Source organism: Pseudomonas sp. MF06569, from assembly GCF_059862735.1.
This window is the reverse complement of record NZ_JCBCUZ010000012.1, coordinates 68,625-85,065: the sequence shown is the minus strand read 5'-3', so window position 1 is coordinate 85,065 and position 16,441 is coordinate 68,625. Positions and strand designations below refer to the sequence as shown.

13 protein-coding genes are annotated in these 16,441 nt (G+C 59.0%); 5 read left to right on the top strand and 8 right to left on the bottom strand.

Features of this window, described 5'->3' with window-relative positions; translation table 11 throughout:
• Nucleotides 1–53 precede the first annotated feature (53 nt).
• The 4 genes from ccoP to ccoN are packed head-to-tail and all read right to left on the bottom strand — an operon-like array spanning nt 54 to nt 3,239.
• On the bottom strand, nt 54–992 hold the full coding sequence (gene ccoP, locus AC19YQ_RS13595; protein WP_219261518.1) for a cytochrome-c oxidase, cbb3-type subunit III: 939 nt from the start codon (nt 990–992) through the stop codon (nt 54–56).
• Entirely contained in the window at nt 989–1,180 is a 192-nt protein-coding gene (locus AC19YQ_RS13590) for a cbb3-type cytochrome oxidase subunit 3 (protein WP_019826673.1), read from the bottom strand. Before AC19YQ_RS13590 ends, ccoP begins: the two co-directional genes overlap by 4 nt.
• A gap of 15 nt (nt 1,181–1,195) precedes the next feature.
• The gene (gene ccoO / locus AC19YQ_RS13585) at nt 1,196–1,804 is read right to left on the bottom strand and encodes a cytochrome-c oxidase, cbb3-type subunit II (protein WP_133077162.1); all 609 of its coding nucleotides are present in this window, start codon (nt 1,802–1,804) and stop codon (nt 1,196–1,198) included.
• A gap of 10 nt (nt 1,805–1,814) precedes the next feature.
• Nucleotides 1,815–3,239 carry a cytochrome-c oxidase, cbb3-type subunit I gene (ccoN, locus tag AC19YQ_RS13580; protein ID WP_500595314.1) on the bottom strand — a complete coding sequence of 475 codons (1,425 nt, stop codon included), beginning with the start codon at nt 3,237–3,239 and terminating at the stop codon, nt 1,815–1,817.
• Nucleotides 3,240–3,312: 73 nt separating this feature from the next.
• Here ccoN and AC19YQ_RS13575 point away from each other — a divergent pair, with 73 nt between their 5' ends.
• Both AC19YQ_RS13575 and AC19YQ_RS13570 read left to right on the top strand, forming a co-directional pair.
• Nucleotides 3,313–3,996: an alpha/beta family hydrolase gene (locus AC19YQ_RS13575; RefSeq protein WP_500595312.1), complete on the top strand. Its 684-nt coding sequence runs from the start codon at nt 3,313–3,315 to the stop codon at nt 3,994–3,996.
• Nucleotides 3,997–4,163: 167 nt separating this feature from the next.
• Nucleotides 4,164–6,692 (top strand): autotransporter outer membrane beta-barrel domain-containing protein, encoded by a 2,529-nt coding sequence (locus AC19YQ_RS13570; RefSeq protein ID WP_500595311.1) that lies wholly within the window; start codon nt 4,164–4,166, stop codon nt 6,690–6,692.
• A gap of 48 nt (nt 6,693–6,740) precedes the next feature.
• Here AC19YQ_RS13570 and AC19YQ_RS13565 read toward each other — a convergent pair whose 3' ends face one another.
• The 3 genes from AC19YQ_RS13565 to acnA all read right to left on the bottom strand — a co-directional run bounded on the left by AC19YQ_RS13565 (nt 6,741) and on the right by acnA (nt 12,035).
• Complete coding sequence (locus AC19YQ_RS13565) at nt 6,741–8,306, bottom strand: methyl-accepting chemotaxis protein (RefSeq protein ID WP_339474062.1); 1,566 nt, start codon at nt 8,304–8,306, stop codon at nt 6,741–6,743.
• Nucleotides 8,307–8,386: 80 nt separating this feature from the next.
• The gene (locus AC19YQ_RS13560; protein WP_219261515.1) at nt 8,387–9,178 is read right to left on the bottom strand and encodes a CPBP family intramembrane glutamic endopeptidase; all 792 of its coding nucleotides are present in this window, start codon (nt 9,176–9,178) and stop codon (nt 8,387–8,389) included.
• A gap of 115 nt (nt 9,179–9,293) precedes the next feature.
• A complete protein-coding gene (gene acnA, locus AC19YQ_RS13555; RefSeq protein WP_500595310.1) occupies nt 9,294–12,035 on the bottom strand; it encodes an aconitate hydratase AcnA in 2,742 nt (913 codons plus the stop codon).
• A 204-nt stretch (nt 12,036–12,239) separates the two neighbouring features.
• Here acnA and rlmM point away from each other — a divergent pair, with 204 nt between their 5' ends.
• The gene (gene rlmM / locus AC19YQ_RS13550) at nt 12,240–13,316 is read left to right on the top strand and encodes a 23S rRNA (cytidine(2498)-2'-O)-methyltransferase RlmM (RefSeq protein ID WP_133077169.1); all 1,077 of its coding nucleotides are present in this window, start codon (nt 12,240–12,242) and stop codon (nt 13,314–13,316) included.
• 14 nt (nt 13,317–13,330) lie between these two features.
• Nucleotides 13,331–13,579, top strand: a complete 249-nt coding sequence (gene tusA, locus AC19YQ_RS13545; RefSeq protein WP_019826659.1) for a sulfurtransferase TusA — start codon at nt 13,331–13,333, stop codon at nt 13,577–13,579.
• Nucleotides 13,580–13,625: 46 nt separating this feature from the next.
• Here the strand turns inward: tusA and AC19YQ_RS13540 are convergent, their stop codons facing one another.
• Nucleotides 13,626–15,059, bottom strand: a complete 1,434-nt coding sequence (locus AC19YQ_RS13540; RefSeq protein WP_500595309.1) for an MATE family efflux transporter — start codon at nt 15,057–15,059, stop codon at nt 13,626–13,628.
• Nucleotides 15,060–15,234: 175 nt separating this feature from the next.
• Here AC19YQ_RS13540 and pdxB point away from each other — a divergent pair, with 175 nt between their 5' ends.
• Complete coding sequence (gene pdxB / locus AC19YQ_RS13535; protein ID WP_500595308.1) at nt 15,235–16,377, top strand: 4-phosphoerythronate dehydrogenase PdxB; 1,143 nt, start codon at nt 15,235–15,237, stop codon at nt 16,375–16,377.
• Nucleotides 16,378–16,441: the final 64 nt, after the last annotated feature.

Sequence of the window (16,441 nt, the reverse complement as noted above, 5' to 3'; positions counted from 1 at the left end):
CTTTGAGGCGGGAACTGCCGCACCAAAATGATGCGGCAGGAAATGTCTGGTAATTATTCGGCTGTTTTTTCCTCTTGATTACCATGTGACAAGCTGAACACGTATGCCGCCAGTAACTGCACCTTGTCGTTGCCCAGCAACTCGTTTTGCGCAGGCATGTGACCCTGGCGACCGTGGCGAATGGTTTGCTGCAATTGCGCCAGGCTGGTGCCGTAGATAAAGCCCGCAGGTTGGGTCAGGTCCGGCGCGCCCATCAGCTGCATGCCCTTGCCGTTTGCCCCGTGGCAAGCCACGCAAGTGGTGTCATAGGCTTGCTTGCCCGCCGCCAGATCCACCGAAGTGTCTTGCGGCAATGGCAGGCCCGCCAGGTCGTGACGCACATAGGCTGCGACGTTCTTGACCCCGGCTTCGCCCAATACTTCACCCCAGGCCGGCATCGCGGCAATACGTCCGCCCATGATGGTGGCCTTGATGGTGTCGGCATCGCCGCCCCAGCGCCAGGTGTTGTCGGCCAGATTCGGGAAGCCGAAAGCGCCTTTGGCATCCGAGCCGTGGCACACCGAGCAGTTGGAGGCAAACAGGCGCCCCCCCATTTTCAGTGCGGCCGGATCCTGCGCGACTTGCTCCACCGGCATGGCAGCGTATTTGGCGAAGATCGGCCCGAACCTGGCATCCGCCTTGTCCATTTCCTTCTGCCATTCATTGGCGCCGGTCCAGCCATTTTCATAACCGGGCAGCAGGCCTTTCCAGTTGCCCAGGCCCGGGTAAAGGATCAAATACCCCACCGCAAACACCAGCGTGCCGACGAACAACATGAACCACCATTGCGGCAGCGGGTTGTCGTACTCCTCGATGCCATCGAAGCTGTGGCCCATGGTCTCGACGGTATCGCTTTTGGTTTCACCCTTGCGCGTACTGACCAGCAGCCAGGTCAGGCCGATCAACGTGCCAATGGTCAGCACGCATATATAAAGACTCCAGAAGGTGGTCATGCTTTGTTACTCCTAGACGCTTGTTCTTGCTCGACGTGTTGAATCGCCTCTGGATCGTCCTTGAATGGCAGTAAGGTCGCGTCTTCAAACTCCGATTTGCGTCGCGGGCTGAACACCCACAAGGCCAGACCGATAAACGCCACGGCCACCACCACGGTGCCCAGGCCGCGAATCATTCCACTACTCATCTCGAAGACCATGACTTACCTCTTGCTCTTGATGGCAGTGCCGAGCACTTGCAGATAGGCCACCAACGCGTCCATCTCGGTTTTGCCTTGCACCGACTGCTTGGCGTTGGCGATGTCTTCGTCGGTGTACGGCACGCCCAGGGTGCGCATCACTTCAAGTTTTTTCTCGGTATGGCTGCTGTCTACCGGGGCCTCCACCAGCCACGGGTACGCTGGCATCTTCGACTCGGGCACGACGTTGCGCGGGTTGTACAAATGCGCGCGGTGCCAGTCATCGGAGTAACGGCCGCCGACACGGGCCAGGTCCGGCCCGGTGCGCTTGGAGCCCCACAGGAACGGGTGATCCCACACGCTTTCACCGGCGACCGAGTAGTGACCGTAACGCTCGGTCTCGGCGCGGAACGGGCGGATCATCTGCGAGTGACACTGCACGCAGCCTTCGCGGATATAAATGTCGCGACCTTCCAGTTGCAGCGCGGTGTAAGGCTTCATGCCCTCCACCGGGGTGTTGGTCACGTCCTCGAAGAACAAAGGGACGATTTGCGTCAGGCCACCCACACTCACGCACAGGATCATCAGCAACAGCATCAGGCCGATATTTTTTTCAATGACTTCGTGTTTCATTGCCAACTCCTCAGGCCATCTGCGCGGCGGCTACGACTTCAGCGGGCTCGGCGTTACGCACGGTGCGCCAAGTGTTGTAAGCCATCAGCAACATGCCGCTGAAGAAGATCGCACCACCGACCAGTCGTACGACATAGCCCGGATGGCTGGCCACCAGGGTTTCGACGAAGGAGTAGGTCAGCGTTCCGTCTTCGTTGACTGCGCGCCACATCAGGCCTTGAGCAATGCCGTTGACCCACATCGAAGCGATGTAGAGCACGGTGCCGATAGTGGCCAGCCAGAAGTGCGCGTTGATCAGGCCCATGCTGTACATCTGCGGGCGACCGAAGATTTTCGGGATCATGTGATACAGCGCGCCGATCGAGATCATCGCTACCCAGCCCAACGCACCGGCGTGTACGTGGCCGATGGTCCAGTCGGTGTAGTGGGAGAGGGCGTTGACGGTCTTGATCGCCATCATCGGGCCTTCAAAGGTCGACATGCCGTAGAACGCCAGTGACACCACGAGGAAGCGCAGGATCGGGTCGCTGCGCAACTTATGCCAGGCGCCCGAGAGGGTCATCATGCCGTTGATCATGCCGCCCCAGCTCGGTGCCAGCAGAATCAGCGACATCACCATGCCCAGCGACTGGGCCCAGTCCGGCAGCGCGGTGTAGTGCAAGTGGTGAGGGCCGGCCCAGATGTACAGGGTGATCAGCGCCCAGAAGTGCACGATGGACAGGCGATAGGAGTAGATCGGACGTTCGGCCTGTTTAGGCACGAAGTAGTACATCATCCCCAAAAAGCCCGCGGTCAGGAAAAAGCCCACAGCGTTATGCCCGTACCACCACTGCACCATGGCGTCAGTGGTGCCACCGTAGAGCGAGTAGGACTTGGTGAAGCTGACCGGGATTTCCAGGTTATTGACGATGTGCAAAATGGCCACGGTCACGATGAAGGCGCCGAAGAACCAGTTGCCCACGTAAATGTGCTTGGTCTTGCGCTTCATGATCGTGCCGAAGAACACGATGGCGTATGCGACCCAGACGATGGTGATCAAAATGTCGATCGGCCATTCCAGCTCGGCGTATTCCTTGGAACTGGTGTAGCCCAGCGGCAGGCTGATGGCCGCGAGCACAATCACCAGTTGCCAGCCCCAGAAGGTAAACGCCGCAATCTTGGGCGAGAACAGCGTGGCCTGGCAGGTGCGTTGCACCGAGTAGAACGAGGCGGCGAACAAGGCGCAGCCGCCGAAGGCAAAAATGACGGCGTTCGTGTGCAAAGGGCGCAGACGCCCGAAACTGGTCCAAGGCAAATTGAAGTTGAGTTCTGGCCAGACCAACTGCGCGGCGAGAAAAACGCCGAGCCCCATACCGACGATGCCCCAAACCACCGTCATAATGGCAAATTGGCGGACCACCTTGTAGTTGTAGGCGGTACTTGTAGAAGTGTTCATGGTTCCCCATCCACGGTTCAGGCGAATACAAAGGCACGCCTGGAGTTATAGGCAGACTAAAAGCGAGGCAAGCATGGGTGTAGCAGGCAAGGTCGGTATTGACGGGGATCAATGGCTGCAGTGCGTGGAACAGCGGGGCTGGTTGTGGAATGGCGCCTGTGGAGCCTCATCCGCGACACTGATCCTGGCTCACGGTGCGGGTGCGCCGATGGACAGCATCTGGATGGACGGAATGGCTGAACGCCTTGCTGCACGCGGGGTGAGCGTGTTGCGCTTCGAGTTCCCATACATGGCACAACGACGCCTCGATGGTGGCAAAAGGCCTCCAAATCAGCAGGCCAAATTGCTCGAATGCTGGCGTGAAGTGTTTAGCGAGGTGCGACGGCATGTCGCTGGGCCATTGGTCATTGGCGGCAAGTCAATGGGCGGGCGTATGGCCAGTATGCTGGCGGATGAATTGCACGCAGATGGGCTGGTGTGCCTGGGTTATCCGTTCTACGCGAGCGGCAAACCGGAAAAACCCCGTGTGGCACACCTGGCTGAGCTCAAGACGCCCACCTTGTTCGTGCAAGGTGAGCGTGATGCCTTGGGCAATCGAGAGGCGGTGGAGGCCTACACGCTGGCGCCTGGTATTGAAGTGTTGTGGCTGGTGTCAGGAGATCACGACCTCAAGCCGTTAAAGGCCTCGGGGTTTACCCATGAGCAGCATCTGGATGATGCGGCGGACAAGATTGCGCAGTGGTTGAGCGCCAATTGACGCCAAATCCCTGCAGGCGCCCGGACTGTCAGGTGTCAACGGTGGTTAAAAACATGGCGTTAATTCCTACAGGCTTTAAAGATAAGACTTATATGTCGGATTGCTGATTATTTTCATGCTGTGAGCCCTTTGCGAACCAAGGCTCAACAACAAGAGAGTGTAATCAGATGCCTCAATCCCCTTTAACCCGTCAATCCCTTCTGGTGCTGGCGGTCAGCCAGCCACTGTTGTTCTCAAGTGCGCAGATACAGGCAGCCGACGATGATCGTGTCGTTGCTGAAAATGGCGCGCAAGTCAGTGTCAGTGATAGGGGCATCGAAACGACAGGATATGCCATGTTCGGCCTTGCGGCCGAGACCGGCGGCAAAGTTGACGCCCACAACATGAGCTTAGTGACCTCCGGCGTGTACTCGTTCGGTGTGTTTGTTGGCGGCCAAGACAGCAAATTCAACTCCACGGGTGATTTGGCAATTACCACGTGGGGTGAACATGCTCTCGGAATGTATGCATATGACTACGCCAAGGCTGATGTAGAAAAAGCCCATGTAGTCACCATGGGCGATGGTGCCTTTGGGATCCAGCTCCTCAGGTACTCCCAATTCAACCTTGGCTCGGCCTCCATTACGACCAAGGGGGATGGGAGTCACGGAATTATGAACTGGCTGAGAAGCGAGTTTAAGGGTGCCGACCTTGCCATTAGCACAGAGGGTAATGGTGCCTTTGGGGTCAGAGCACTAAGCGAAGCCTCTGTAAACTTGAGTCGAAGTTCAATCAACACTTACGGAGATCAATCCCTGGGGGTTTTCGCGGGCACTGGCTCCTCCATTGATCTAAGCCGTGGCTCTTCGATCACCACGTATGGAGACGAGTCCCATGGTGTCTCCGCCAGCGGTGCCAATAGTCTGGTGAAGCTGAGTGACAGTTATGTCCAAACCTTTGGTGGCGGTTCGGCGGGTGTCCGGGTTGAAAGCGGCGGCCGGGTTGAACTCACTAACTCCCAGGTCAAGGTCAGTGGCTCCGGGGCTGTTGGGGCGCAACTCAGTGGCGGTAGCCTGGCAGTCAATGGCGGTTCGATCCAGTCGCAAGACGGGGTGGGGATTAACATCAGCGGTCTGGGCAACACGGTCGATATCGGTGGTGCGTACATAAGCAGCACCAATGGCCCGGTAATAAATGTTGAAGGCGCATCAGAGGCCCTGGTGACGGTGAGTAATGGCTCCACCTTGTCGGCCAACAATGGCACGGGTGAGTTGCTCGGCGTGAAGCTTGGCAGTGGGCTGGATCTCGTAGTGGATGGCAGTTTTTTACACGGCAACATGACCATTCCTGAAGGCTCTCTGGTCAATGTTCGCTTGCAGAACGGGACGCGCTTTACCGGTCAAATGGCCGATGTCCGGAGCCTGCAACTTGATGCGGGCGTCGGCTGGAACATCACGGGTAACAGCAACGTCGAGTCGCTGGTGCTTGGCGGCGGGGCGGTTAATTTCGCAGGGTTCGAAGGCTTTCACCGGTTAACCGTCGGCGAGTTGTCGGGCAATGGTGACTTTGGGCTGAAGCTGGATATAAACAACCGCCGAGCTGACTTTCTTGCGGTGAACGGTCAAGCCAGCGGCCGCCATCGGTTGAATATTCATAACAGCGGCATCGAGCCACCCGCCGGCTTTGATCCTGTGCAAGTCGTCCACACCGAAGGCGGTGACGCCGTGTTCAATGTGGTCGGCGAGCGTGTTGACCTTGGTGCTTACTCCTACGGTGTAGAGCGCCTGGGCGACGACTGGTTTCTGGTCAGCGGCGGTCGTGAGGTGAGCCCTGCAACCCGAAGCGTCCAGGCATTGTTCAGCAGTGCCCCAACTGTCTGGTATGGCGAGATGAGCGCCTTGCGCAGTCGTATGAATGAGGTGCGAAGCAGTGGGCAGGGGGGTGGCTGGATGCTCGGCTACGGTAACAAGCATCAGGTCGCGGGCAGCGATGGGCTGAGATACAAGCAAAACCAGGCCGGGTTTTCCCTGGGCGCGGACACTCCGCTGGACAGTAGCGACGGGGTGCTGATGGTCGGCCTGCTGGCGGGGCACAGCAAGTCCGGCCTGTCGCAGGCTCGCGGTTCTGCGGGTACTGTCCAGAGCTTCTATGTGGGGGGGGACGGTACCTGGATGGGCAGTGATGGTTACTACGTCGACGGTTTGCTCAAGCTCAATCAGTTCCAGAACCGCGCTGACGTCGTGATGAGCAACTCAACCAAAGCCAAAGGTACGTATCGCAATTATGGTGTGGGGGCTTCGCTGGAGGCCGGTCGCGAGGTTCAACTGACAGAGCGCCTGTTCGTCGAGCCCTTTGTTCAGGTTTCAGCGGTCGCCGTGCAGGGCAAGTCTCTCAACCTGGATAGCGGATTGCAGGCGCACAGTGCCACGACCCGTTCACTGCTCGGTAAAGTGGGGACCACGGTCGAACATCGTAATCAATGGGTGAGCCCTTACGTCAAGGTGGCACTGGCTCACGAGTTTGCCCGTGACAATGAAGTCAAGGTCAATGGCAACAGCTTCAGGAATGACCTGCAGGGCACTCGGGCTGAGTTGGGTGCAGGCTTGTCTCTGTCAGTGGCCAAGGATCTGCAATTGCATGCGGATTTCGAATACATGAACGGTACGAAAATCAAGCAGCCCTGGGGAGGGAGCGTCGGTCTTCGATACGCGTTTTGATCAAGGGTGAAAGGAAAAGCCAGCGAGTGATTCGCTGGCTTTTTTGTGTCAGCGGTTAAACCGTTCCACCAGCGAGTACTGGCTGTTTACGGTCTGGCTCAGCTCTTCGCTCAACAGCGCTGAATGCTGCGCCTGTTCAGAGGTCTGGTCTGCCAGGTCGGCAATGGTGCTGATGTTACGGCTGACTTCTTCAGCTACCGCACTTTGCTCCTCGGTAGCCGCTGCGATCTGGGCAGTCATGTCGGTGATATTGGCCACCGCTTCGCTGATGCCCACCAGCGCCTTGTCGGCTTCCAGCACCCGAGCCACGCCTTCTTCAGCCTGACGGTGACCGGCGTCCATGGTTTGGACGGCAGTGGCTGCGGTCTGTTGCAGCTTTGCAATCAGGCTGTGAATTTGCCCGGTGGAAGCGCTGGTGCGTTGCGCCAGTTGGCGCACTTCGTCCGCCACCACGGCAAAGCCACGGCCCATTTCACCGGCTCGCGCCGCTTCGATGGCTGCGTTCAGGGCCAGCAGGTTGGTCTGGTCGGCAATGCCTTTGATCACGTCAACCACGCCGCCGATTTCGTCACTGTCCTTGGCCAGTTGCGTGACGGTGGCACCGGTTTCGCCTACCACCACTGACAGGCGCTGAATGGCTTCGCGGGTTTCACCGGCAATATCGCGGCCGCGACTGGTCAGACGGTTGGCTTCTTGCGTGGCGTCAGCCGTGCGTTGTACGTGGCTGGCCACTTCTTGTGTGGTCGCGGCCATCTGATTGACGGCCGTTGCCACTTGCTCAGTTTCGACCCGCTGGCGCTCCAGCCCGACAGAACTCTTGTGGGCCAGGATGTCGGATTGACGGGCTTGCCCGCTCAGATGCTCGGCAGTGTCCTGCAGGCGTGTCAGGCAGGTTTTCAGGCGTGCTTCCTGGCTCAGGATGGACATCTCCAGGCGTGCTTGCGGGCCGCGGCTGTCGGTGTACATCTGTGCGATCAGCGGGTCAGACGTGGTTTGTTCTGCCAGGCGCAGCAGTCGCTTGATCCCGCGCTGTTGCCAGGTCAGGCCCAGCAGTCCCAGCGGAATCGACAGCAGGGCTGCCAGGGCAAAACCCCAGCTGGAGTTGAGCAGGGCACCAATCGTGAAGCTCAATTGACTGACCAGAATAAAGGGCAGCCAGTCCTGCAGCACCGGTAGCCACTTGTCACGCTGCGGCACTGCCGATTTGCCCCGGTTGAGGCGTGAGTACAGGCCTTCGGCACGGCGGATCTGTTCGGCGGTCGGTTTGATCCGTACCGACTCGTAGCCCACCACGCGTTCGTTCTCGAAGATCGGGGTGACATACGCATTGACCCAGTAATGGTCGCCATTTTTGCAGCGGTTCTTGACGATACCCATCCACGGCGCGCCCTTTTTCAGGGTGCTCCACATATGCTCGAACACGGCAGTCGGCACGTCGGGATGGCGCACAAGATTGTGCGGTGCGCGTATCAGCTCCTCACGCGAAAACCCGCTGATTTCCATAAAGTCATCGTTGCAATAGGAAATCACGCCTTTGGCATCGGTCGTGGAGATCAACCGTTGTTGCGCGGGGAATGTGCGTTCGCGTTGAGTGATGGGCTGGTTGTTACGCATGTCGTTTCAATCCGCAAGACTTTGACAGGCTGTCGGCATGGGTAAGAAATTGTTTAATTTATATTTCAGGTGCCGGCCCGTCAGGGGGTCAGCATCGGGTAGGTGAAAAACACGAAATGCAGCACGTTGAGCCCAAAGTGGGTGGCAATTGCCGCGCCCAACCCGCCAAAGCGGTAAGCCAGGCCATAGCCGACCCCGGCCAGCCCCGCCAGCAACATCCATTGCCAGCCAGCGGCGGCATGCGCCAGGCCAAACAGCGTCGATGCCGCGATCAGCGCTAAAGTCTGGCCATAAGGCAGCATTTTGAGTTTTCGGCTCAGCCCGCCCTGGATGTAGCCGCGAAACAGCGCCTCCTCCACCAGTGTTACCAGCAGCAGGTTGTTCAGCAGCCAGAGAGTGCCCTGGGGCGGCCATTTCGGTGCCCATGCGATCATGCCCAGCAGCATCGCACCGCCCAGCGCCATGCTCGCCGCCAGCGCCAGGCCCATTAAAGTGGCGCCCAGAGACACGCGCCAGGCAAAGCGTGGCGCGATCCACGGGCATACCAGCAGCAGCCAGAAACCAATCAGTGGTTTGTCCAGATTGAAGTACATCGAAAACGGCACTGCATCAGGCGTCAGTCGCATGGGGCCGATGGCTTTTCCGTTGTGGAAACCGGGTAGCCAGTGCAGGGCCAGCGCGACAGCCAGCAGAACAAACAGTGCGTGCCCGGCATAGCGCAGGTAATGGTTTTTGGTTTGTAGAACGGCGAGCCCGCTGAGGGTCAGCAGGCCAAGTGCGATAAGGGTTTGAACACCCAATTGCCCAAAGCTCAGGGCAAGGCCGTAGCCGAGGGTCAGAAGTGCCAGATAAGGCCATGGCAGAACAATCATGAAAATCCTTGGAATCGTTAAAAAAGCACCCCGGATCCAGTCCGGGGCGCGCCAGTATAACGACTCAAAAGGCTGAGCATGCGGGCAAGCCCGCTTCTACAGTGTTCAGGTGTGGCTAAGAGGCAATCAGCTGACGCAACACATAGTGCAAAATCCCTCCCGCTTTGAAGTATTCCACCTCGTTAAGCGTATCGATCCTGCACAGCACTTCGACTTTATCCTGGCTGCCATCCTCGCGGGTGATCACCAGCGTCAGGTTCATCCGTGGTTGTAGTTGCGCGCCGGTAAGCCCCAGGATATCCAGCGTCTCCTTGCCTGTGAGGTTCAGGCTCTTGCGGTTCTGGTCGAGCTTGAACTGCAATGGCAGAACGCCCATGCCCACCAGGTTCGAGCGGTGGATACGCTCAAAACTCTCGGCAATGACCGCTTTGACCCCCAGCAGGTTAGTGCCTTTGGCTGCCCAGTCACGGCTGGAACCGGTGCCGTATTCCTGACCGGCAATCACCACCAGCGGTGTACCGGATGCCTGATAGGCCATGGCTGCATCGTAGATCGGCAGTTTCTCGCCGGTGGGAATGTAGATCGTATTGCCGCCTTCTTCGCCCCCGAGCATTTCGTTGCGAATGCGGATATTGGCAAAGGTGCCGCGCATCATGACTTCGTGGTTGCCACGTCGTGAGCCATAGGAGTTGAAATCCCGTGGCTCTACGCCTTTCTCACGCAGATAGCGTCCGGCGGGGCTGTCCGCCTTGATGTTGCCCGCAGGGGAGATGTGGTCGGTGGTGACCGAATCGCCCAGCAGTGCCAGGATATTCGCCGCCTTGACGTCAGCAATCACCGGCAACGGCCCGCTGATGTTGTCGAAAAATGGCGGATGCTGGATGTAGGTCGAATCAGCCTGCCAGACATAAGTCGCGGCTTGGGGGACTTCAATGGCCTGCCACTGGGCATCACCGGCAAACACTTCGGCGTATTCCTTGTGGAACATACCGGTGGTGACCTGGGCCACGGCGTCGGCGATTTCTTTCTGGCTGGGCCAGATATCGCGCAGGTACACCGGTTGGCCGTCTTTGCCGGTGCCCAGCGGGTCACGGCTGATATCAATCCGCACGGTGCCCGCCAGGGCATAGGCCACCACCAGCGGCGGTGAGGCCAGCCAGTTGGTTTTCACCAGCGGGTGGACGCGCCCTTCAAAGTTGCGGTTGCCCGACAGTACCGAGGCCACGGTCAGATCGGACTGGGTAATTGCCTTTTCAATCGGCTCAGGCAATGGCCCGGAGTTGCCGATGCAGGTCGTGCAGCCGTAGCCCACCAGGGCGAAACCCAGTTGGTCGAGGTAGTGGGTCAGGCCGGCGGCCTTGTAGTAATCGGTCACGACCTTGGAGCCTGGTGCCAGGGACGTCTTGACCCAGGGCTGGCTCTTCAGGCCTTTTTCGACGGCTTTTTTGGCCACCAGCCCGGCAGCCATCATCACACTCGGGTTCGAAGTGTTGGTGCATGAGGTGATGGCTGCAATCACCACGGCGCCGTTTTTCAGGCGATAGGTATGGCCATCAACGCTGTAATCCGCCTCGCCGATCAAGTCAGCATTGCCCACAGCCACACCGCCGCCGCCTTCGCTTTCCAGGCGGCCTACTTCTTTAGGGGTGGGTTTGAATTGCAGGCTGAGAAACTCATCGAAGGCCTGGCCGACATTAGGCAGCGACACCCGGTCTTGCGGGCGTTTTGGCCCGGCCAGACTGGCTTCGACGGTGCCCATGTCCAGTGCCAGGGTTTGCGTGAAAACCGGTTCCTGGCCCGCTATCCGCCACAAGCCCTGAGCCTTGCAATAAGCCTCGACCAGTTTGACCGTGGCGGCAGGGCGTCCGGACAAACGCAAGTAGTCCAGGGTGATTTCATCCACCGGGAAAAAGCCGCAGGTTGCGCCATATTCCGGGGCCATGTTGGCAATGGTGGCACGGTCGGCCAGAGGCAGATCGGCAAGGCCATCGCCATAAAATTCGACGAACTTGCCGACAACGCCCTTGCTGCGCAGCATTTGCGTGACCGTCAGCACCAGATCCGTCGCGGTGATGCCTTCTTTGAGTTTGCCGCTGAGCTTGAACCCCACCACTTCCGGGATCAGCATCGACACGGGCTGGCCGAGCATGGCGGCTTCGGCTTCGATCCCGCCCACACCCCAGCCCAGTACGCCGAGGCCATTGATCATGGTTGTGTGGGAATCGGTACCCACCAGCGTATCCGGGAAGGCATACGTGCGACCGTCTTCGTCTTTGGTCCAGACCGTACGACCCAGATACTCCAGGTTGACCTGATGGCAAATTCCGGTGCCGGGCGGGACAACGCTGAAGTTATCGAAGGCATTCTGCCCCCAGCGCAAAAACGCATACCGCTCGCCGTTGCGTTCCATCTCGATGTCGACGTTTTGCTCAAAGGCGCTGGCGCTGGCGAACCGGTCAACCATCACCGAGTGGTCGATCACCAGGTCAACGGGAGACAGCGGGTTGATTCGCTGCGGATCGCCACCCGCCTTGGCCATTGCGGCGCGCATGGCGGCCAGATCGACCACTGCCGGTACACCGGTAAAGTCTTGCATCAGCACACGGGCAGGGCGGTACTGGATTTCCCGGTCGCTGCGCCGCTCCTTGAGCCAGGCAGCCAGCGCCTTGAGGTCAGGCTCGGTAACGGTTTTGCCGTCCTCCCAGCGCAGCAGATTTTCCAGCAACACTTTGAGCGACATGGGCAGCTTGTTCAGATCGCCCAGTGATCGGGCGGCGAGTTCAAGGCTGAAGTAGTGATAAGTCTTATCGTCGACTTTTAGTGTGGCTAGGGTGTTCAGGCTATCGAGGGAGGACATGAAATGACTCCTTTAGACGGATCACGTGGCACAAACAGAGCTTCTAACCTAGCTCTGATTCCGGGCTCTGGCTAATAACTGGACTGTCTATGGGGGTTCAAGGTTCCGAACTCGGCTATCATGCCGACCTTTTCGTGACAGTCCTTGCGCCAAATCAAGGATGCGCAGCTGGCCAATTCCTGCCAGCTGCCCAGGAGTAATTCAATGAACACCGTTTTTATGCACTGCCGGCCCGGGTTTGAAGGCGAAGTCTGCTCGGAAATCGCCGAACACGCCGCCCGCCTCAATGTGTCTGGCTATGCCAAGGCCAAGCCGAGCACTGCCTGCGCCGAATTTGTGTGTACCGAAGAAGGCGGCGCTGAACGCCTGATGAAAGGTCTGCGTTTTGCCGAGCTGATTTTCCCGCGGCAATGGGCCCGTGGCGGCTTTGTCGATCTCCCGGAAACCGACCGGATCAGCGTTATTCTTGAGCACATGGCGGACTTTCCGGTGTGCGGCAGCCTGTGGCTGGAAATAGTCGACACCAATGACGGTAAAGAGCTGTCCAACTTCTGCAAAAAGTTTGACGCCCATCTGCGCAAGGCGTTGATCAAGGCCGGCAAACTGGTAGAAGACGATGCCCACAAGCCGCGTCTGCTGCTGACCTTTAAAAGCGGGCGCGAAGTGTTTCTCGGGTTGGCTGAAGCCGATAACTCGGCCATGTGGCCCATGGGCATTCCGCGTCTCAAGTTCCCCCGTGAAGCGCCGAGCCGCTCCACACTCAAGCTGGAAGAAGCCTGGCATCACTTTATCCCCCGTGATCAATGGGATGAGCGCTTGCACAGTGACATGACCGGCGTGGACCTCGGCGCGGCGCCAGGTGGCTGGACCTGGCAGTTGGTCAATCGCGGCATGATCGTGACCGCCATCGACAACGGCCCGATGGCTGAAAGCCTGATGGACACCGGCCTGGTCCAGCACTTGATGGCCGATGGCTTTACCTTCAAGCCCAAGCAACCGGTGGACTGGATGGTCTGTGACATCGTGGAGAAGCCGGCGCGCAATGCCGCGATGCTTGAAGAGTGGATCGGCGAAGGTCATTGCCGTGAAGCGGTGGTCAACCTGAAACTGCCGATGAAGCAGCGTTATGCCGAAGTGCGCCGCTTGCTCGACCGTATTGCAGATGGCTTCAAGGCGCGGGGTATCCAGGTCGAAATCGGCTGCAAGCAGCTGTATCACGACCGTGAAGAAGTGACCTGTCATTTGCGTCGACTGGACGTTAAAAAACCTAAATCACGCTGATTCGGGAGTAACTGATGAGTTTTACTGACCTGCCGGTTGACGGCACCCTGGACGCCACGGGCCTTAACTGCCCTGAGCCGGTGATGATGCTGCACCAACACATCCGCGACCTGGCGCCGGGTGGCTTGTTGAAAGTCATTGCCACCGATCCCTCGACCCGGCGCGATATTCCCAAGTTCTGCGTGTTTCTTGACCATGAACTGGTGGGGCAACAGGAAGAGGCGGGCAAGTACCTGTACTGGATCCGCAAGAAGCAGGATTGATTTGCCTGGTGCAGGAGCGGGCTTGCTCGCGATACAGGCGCTGCGGTCATTTTGTTGACCGCGTCGATGCCTTCGCGAGCAAGCCCGCTCCCACAATGTGTTTCTTCGCACTGCGCGCCAGCCGCACGCCGAGCATCAGCGCGGCGCAGGTCAGGCCGACGATCAAACCTTGCCATAGCCCGCTCGGGCCATTGGCCTCGCCAAACCAGTCGGTCAGCCCCAGCGCGTAGCCCACCGGCAAACCAATGCCCCAATACGCGAACAGCGTCAGAACCATCGTCACCCGCGTGTCTTGATAGCCCCGCAGGGCACCGGCTGCGGTGACCTGGATCACGTCCGAAAACTGATACAGCGCAGCAAACATCAGCAGCATGGTTGCCACCTCGATCACCAGCGGGTCGGCGGTGTAGACGGTCGCAATCTGCTCACGCAGCAGCAGGATCAGGCTGGCGGAAATCGCCGCCCATACCAGCGCTGTGCCCATGCCCACGCCAGCGACAAATCGCGCTTCGCGAGGCTGTTGACGGCCCAGGGCCTGGCCAACACGCACGGTGATGGCCATGCCCAGCGAATACGGAATCATGAACACCAGCGAGCTGAAGTTCAGGGCGATCTGATGGCCCGCCACCACGGTTGCACCGAGACTGCCGATCAGCAGCGCAATCACCGCAAAAATACTCGACTCTGCAAATACCGCGATACCAATCGGCAGGCCCACGCTGAGCAAGCGCTTGAGGATCGCCCACTGTGGCCATTCAAAATGGCTGTACACCTTGCTCGACTGGTAGACAGCCCCTCGCCAGGTGCAGACCACCATGCCGATGGCCATGAACCACATCACAATGGCCGTGGCCCAACCACAGCCCACACCGCCCATGGCGGGTACGCCAAAGTGACCATAAATAAAGATGTAGTTGATCGGGATATTGAGTGCCAGGGCACTCAGCCCCAGCACCATGCTTGGTCGGGTTTTACCCAGGCCATCGCTGAAATTGCGTAATACGCAATACAGCCCGACTGCGGGCATGCCACTGGCGATCCCGTACAAATAACCCATGCTCGGCTCGATCAAGTCAGGGTCGACCTTCATCCCATGCAGCAGGGGTTCGGCACCGATCAGAATGAGGGCCGCACACAGGCCGGTAATCAATGCCAGCCACAGCGCCTGGCGCACGATCGGGCCGATGTCGCTGTGGGCATCCGCGCCAAAACGTTGGGCCACTTTGGGTGTGGTGGCTAACAAAATGCCCGACATCAGCAAAAACACCGGGACCCAGATGGAGTTGCCCAGCGCCACGGCCGCCAGATCCCGCGGGCCGACGCGCCCGGCCATCACCGCATCGACAAACCCCATTGCGGTGGTGGCGATTTGCGAAATGATGATCGGAAACGCCAGTGTCAGGAGTGCGCGCACTTCTGTACGAACCCGGGCCGGGCGGCTGACAGCGGTAGAAGGGGGAGTATGAGTGACAGAGTTCACAAGCGTGCATCCACAGTGTTTAACGCGCAAAGCTGGCGATTGTACCCTTGACCAAATGGTCAGAAAACATTGAGTTGTAGGAGCTTTGTAAGCGTGACTGTGAGTACCTTCCACACCCGGCTGGCCCATTCATCGCAACAACGCCTACACTGCCACTCCGCGAAAGGAGCCTGCCATGTTGATTGTTGCTGACGAAAATATTCCGCTGATCGAAGAATTTTTTGCTGACTTCGGTGAAATACGCCGTTTTCCGGGGCGCCAGATCAGCCGTGCCGACGTGCATGACGCCGATATCCTGCTGGTGCGCTCCGTGACGAAAGTCGACCGCGACCTGCTCGAAGGCAGCGCGGTGCGGTTTGTCGGAACATGCACCATCGGCACCGATCACCTGGCCCTCGACTACTTTCAGCAAGCCGGAATTCAGTGGTCCAGCGCCCCCGGTTGCAATGCCCGGGGCGTGGTCGACTACGTGCTCGGCAGTTTGTTGACCCTGGCCGAGATCGAAGGTGTCGATCTGACGCAACGCACCTATGGCGTGATTGGCGCCGGTGAAGTGGGCGGGCGCCTGGTCAATGTGCTGCGTGCCCTGGGCCTCAACGTGCTGGTGTGTGATCCGGTGCGACAGGCAGTCGAGGGGGGCGATTACGTCAGCCTCGAACACATCATTGAGCATTGCGATGTGCTCAGCCTGCACACTCCGCTGGATAAAACGGGCGACTACCCGACCTGGCACTTGTTCGACCAGCAGCGTCTGGAGCAACTGAAGCCGGGCACCTGGTTGATCAACGCCAGCCGGGGCCCGGTGATTGATAATGCCGCATTGCGCGCAGTGCTCACCCGGCGCGAAGACCTCCAGGCGGTACTGGATGTGTGGGAGGACGAGCCGCAAGTTGACGTCGAACTGGCTGACCTGTGTGTACTGGCGACCCCGCACATCGCCGGGCACAGCCTGGATGGCAAGCAGCGGGGCACCGCACAGATTTATCAGGCGTTGTGCGATTTCCTGGGCCACACCCCGCAGGTAAAACTTGCCGATCTGTTGCCTGCCCCTTGGCTGGCGAAGGTCGAGCTGAGTGCCAACACCGATCCTGGTTGGGCAATGGCCATGATCTGTCGCGGCGTGTACGACCCGCGCCGTGACGATGCGGATTTTCGCCGTAGCCTGATCGGCAGTGTCCAGGAGCAGAAGCTGGCGTTTGATGCTTTGCGCAAGCACTACCCGATTCGCCGCGAGATCGAAGGTTTGCCCGTACATATCGAGGGCGAATCAGTCGCCTTGACCCAACTGGTCAAAGCGTTGGGTGCGGTGCCGGTCTAAAAGTCCAGGGCACAAAAAAACCGGCCCTACGCAGTAGGGCCGGTCAGTGTCGCGAATGCAGTTT